This is a genomic window from Sphingomonas sp. GC_Shp_3, from assembly GCF_026540945.1.
GTDB lineage: Bacteria > Pseudomonadota > Alphaproteobacteria > Sphingomonadales > Sphingomonadaceae > Sphingomonas.
The window spans coordinates 1-722 of the sequence record NZ_JALNUT010000029.1; the positions used below are offsets into that span (position 1 = coordinate 1).

Genomic DNA, 722 nt, shown 5'->3' on the forward strand with positions numbered 1-722 from the left:
GCTGAACGTCATTGATGATTATAGCCGGGAGTGCCTGCCGTACATGGTAGTCAGCGACAACGGCACCGAGCTGACCAGTCACGCTGTGCTCGCCTGGTGCCAGGACACAGGGGTCGAGTAGCACTACATCGCGCCGGGCAAGTCGCAGCAGAACGGCTTCGTCGAAAGCTTCAATGGTCGCGTACGCGACGAGTGCCTGAACGAACAGCTGTTCCCATCGCTAGCGACGGCAAGACGGCTGATCGAGGCATGGCGGACGGATTAAAACACCGTGCGTCCGCACAGCAGCCTTGGCGGGTTGGCACCCGCCGAGTTTACGAACCGCCCCCGCCAAGGGCATATGGACACCGAAGCTAAGTTATCAGCGGCCTGAAAACGGGGAGCACGTTAGCTTCTCCTTGTCGCCAAACCGGTACTTCATCCGCCAGAGCTTCGAGCCATTGGGCCGGACGAGCAGGTACAACCCCTGCCCATCGGTCAGCTTGTAATCCTTAGCGCGTTTGGTAGCGTAGCGTGCTTCAAGGTCCTTGAGAGCCATTGGGGGTGCTCCTGCCGAGTTGGCTGGCATACCCCCCCAAAATACCCCCAAATGCAAATCGACGTATTGGCATGCAGGGAAATCCGGTGAGCGGATTTGAAGGCTGCCGAAACGACGCAAGAGCTTAAAAAAGGACGATAAAAACCGCCTCGGAGTTTCCTGAGACGGTTTGGTATGTGTGGGT

The 722-nt window shown here is 57.9% G+C and carries 1 protein-coding gene and 1 pseudogene; one reads left to right on the forward strand and one right to left on the reverse strand.

The window, feature by feature from the left end; all coding sequences use genetic code 11:
- A pseudogene (locus OXR00_RS19585) lies at positions 1 to 373 on the forward strand (integrase core domain-containing protein); the annotation flags it as partial.
- On the opposite strand, the gene OXR00_RS19590 reads toward OXR00_RS19585, so the two are convergent.
- A complete protein-coding gene (locus OXR00_RS19590; protein ID WP_267389907.1) occupies positions 362 to 538 on the reverse strand; it encodes an Arm DNA-binding domain-containing protein in 177 nt (58 codons plus the stop codon). The pseudogene OXR00_RS19585 and the gene OXR00_RS19590 sit on opposite strands and share 12 nt — an antisense overlap.
- Positions 539 to 722 lie beyond the last annotated feature (184 nt).